The 2886-nt window shown below is 40.6% G+C and carries 3 protein-coding genes; all 3 read right to left on the reverse strand.

The window, feature by feature from the left end; translation table 11 throughout:
- Positions 1–107 precede the first annotated feature (107 nt).
- The gene (rfbD, locus tag ACSVH7_RS15060; protein ID WP_438067506.1) at positions 108–962 is read right to left on the reverse strand and encodes a dTDP-4-dehydrorhamnose reductase; all 855 of its coding nucleotides are present in this window, start codon (positions 960–962) and stop codon (positions 108–110) included.
- An 834-nt stretch (positions 963–1796) separates the two neighbouring features.
- Positions 1797–2345 carry a dTDP-4-dehydrorhamnose 3,5-epimerase gene (gene rfbC / locus ACSVH7_RS15065; protein ID WP_438067507.1) on the reverse strand — a complete coding sequence of 183 codons (549 nt, stop codon included), beginning with the start codon at positions 2343–2345 and terminating at the stop codon, positions 1797–1799.
- A 136-nt stretch (positions 2346–2481) separates the two neighbouring features.
- A partial coding sequence (locus ACSVH7_RS15070; RefSeq protein ID WP_438067508.1) for a hypothetical protein occupies positions 2482–2886 on the reverse strand: 405 nt, incomplete at its 5' end.

Consider the following 2886-nt stretch of genomic DNA (forward strand, 5'->3'; position numbering starts at 1 on the left):
ACTGTCATCTCGAGTAGTTTATACTGAGCGAAGTCGAAGTAAAGTCGAGAGGCCCTGCGCCTTCGCGGTTCCCCTTCATAGAAAACCCTCAACCGATAACCCGCCTCTTACTTCAATAAACGCATGCATTGCACCAGACTCTCCCGATATCCTGGCACTACCACTCCAAAAGTAGCTTTAATTTTACTTTTATCCAATAAAGAATACTGTGGACGTTTTGCTGGAGTAGGATAAGCCGAAGTTGGAATACCGTTTACGGCGCAGTCAAAGCCACCAATTTCTTGAACAGCTATGGCAAACTCGTACCAACTAATCGCCCCTTCATTGGAAAAATGATAGATGCCTGCTTGCCAATTAGGATGCGTAATAATCGTCATGATGGCTTGTGCCAAGTCGGCTGCGTACGTTGGACTTCCGATTTGATCATTGACCACATTCAAAGTGTCGCGTTCTTGCATTAACTTCGACATAGTCTTGACAAAATTAGCTCCAAAACTCGAATACACCCAGGATGTTCGGATTACAATCGCCTCTGGATTTTCTTGCAAACAAGCCAACTCGCCAGCCAGTTTCGTTTGTCCATACACATTGATAGGCCCCGTAGCGGCGCTTTCCGACAAAGGAGTGGCTGCCGTGCCATCAAACACATAATCGGTAGAAATATGCACTAGTTTACATTCATTTGCTGCACTCCATTTCGCTAATAGTTGCACCGCTTGGTGATTCAGCACATCCGACAATTCACCCTCGGATTCCGCCTTGTCCACAGCAGTATGCGCCGCGCAATTAATAATGATTTGGGGATTAATAGTCGATAATGCCCCAACCAAATTGCCCAAATCACACAAATCCAATTCTTGATAATCCGTAAAAACCCATTCGAATTGTGAATAAGTAGTGGACAAAACCCGCAATTCAGACCCTAATTGCCCATTGCCTCCTGTAACCAGTATTTTTTCCATATATATTTTTTAGTACCTAGTGAATAGTGATTAGAAATTAGTAAATAGTGATTAGTAAAAACAGATCCTTGTAATCTTAGACATTATAACCCACATTAATTTGCATCAAGTCAAGCATTGGTGCCTATTCCTCCCCACCCTCTTTTCAAAAATAATTGGTGCATTCGTGGCTATAAAAATTTGCGAATTTGCGGTCATCACTCCCCACCATCCTTTCAAATTAATTCGAGCATTCGTGGCTATAAAAATTTGCGACCCAAGCGATAGCGAACAGACGAAGTAATTTGCGGTCATCACTCCCCACCATCCTTTCAAAATAATTCGAGCATTCGTGGCTATAAAAATTTGCGACCCGAGCGATAGCGAACAGACGAAGTAATTTGCGGTCATCACTCCCCACCATCCTTTCAAATTAATTCGAGCATTCGTGGCTGTTGGCTTTTGGCTGTTGGCTTTTGGAATTTGAATCTTTGAATCTTTGAATCTTTGAATCTTTAAATCTTTAAATTTCCATATCCGTGACCATCCCTCCCCACAATCCTTTCAAATTAATTCGTGCATTCGTGGCTTCCCCTAAATCAACCCTTAGCGTCTCTGCGCCTTTGCGAGACACCCTTTCCCCAAATCTATTCAACTGACCACTCCACTTATATGCACTTCATTGCCTTACATGGTTCAATAACACCCCCGCAACGTAAAAAACTAATATGACTCCTATGTTTTAATTTTCTTTTTGCGCCCTCGCGTCTTTGCGGTTAAACTTTTAAACAACCTTAAACAATTAAACGATTACACGATTAAACGATTACACAGTTAACCAATTAACCTCTTCTCTTAAAACCCACTAGTACAATGCTCAAAATCAGGCAAAACCAAATCCTTCTCAGAAACAATCGCCTCCTTCAAATCCATGCCCCAATCAATATTCAGAGTAGGATCATCAAAACGAATCCCACCTTCACTGGCTTTATTGTAAAACTGATCACATTTATACAGCACAACAGCCGTTTCACTCAACACCGAAAAGCCGTGAGCAAAACCCTGAGGCACCAACAATTGTTTTTTATTTTCCGCCGTCAAGCGAATCCCAAAATGCTGTCCATAGGTGGCAGAATCTTTTCTCAAATCGACCGCCACATCCATAATCTCCCCTTGGAGTACTCTCACCAATTTAGTCTGCGCATACGGCGGATTCTGATAATGCAAGCCCCTCAAAGTTCCTCTTTGCGAAAAGGACTGATTGTCTTGCACAAAATCAATGGCAATCCCTAGGGCCGCCATTTTATTTTTGTTATAGCCTTCAAAAAAATACCCCCGAGGGTCTTCAAAAACATCCGGAGTAAGGACTACTAAATCTTGTATAAAGGTAGTTGCTAATTTCATGTTGCAAATATATTTTTTTTCTAAGGAATCGGAAAAGATATAAGACATTTCTTTATTGAAAACCAGAACGAAACTAGCTGCCATAAGAATGCGCTGTTAAAAATCGAAATACTACTTACTTCCATTGCAAACGGCATCACTCCCGAGCTTGCCAAGAAATCTCCCTACTCATCATCCTTTCAAAAATCCTAGAATCTGTACCTAAATTGTAACCACAAAGCAACACAAAGAAGCCACTAAGCTCCTCACCATCCTTCCAAAAAATCAGCGACCCTAGCGATAGCGAACAGACGAAGTAATCTGCACCTAAATTGTAACCACAAAGAAACACAAAGAAGCCACTAAGCCCCACAAAGATTGATGAAGAACCTACCATGAGAATTTTGGAATTTGGATTTTGAATTTTGAATTTTGGATTTTGGATTTTGAATTTTGGATTTTGGATTTTGAATTTTGGATTTTGAATTTTGGATTTTGGATTTTGAATTTTGGATTTTGGATTTTGAATTTTGAATTTTGGATTTTGGATTTTGAATTTTGA

Source organism: Flavobacterium sp. TSSA_36 (assembly GCF_051547165.1).
Lineage (GTDB): Bacteria > Bacteroidota > Bacteroidia > Flavobacteriales > Flavobacteriaceae > Flavobacterium.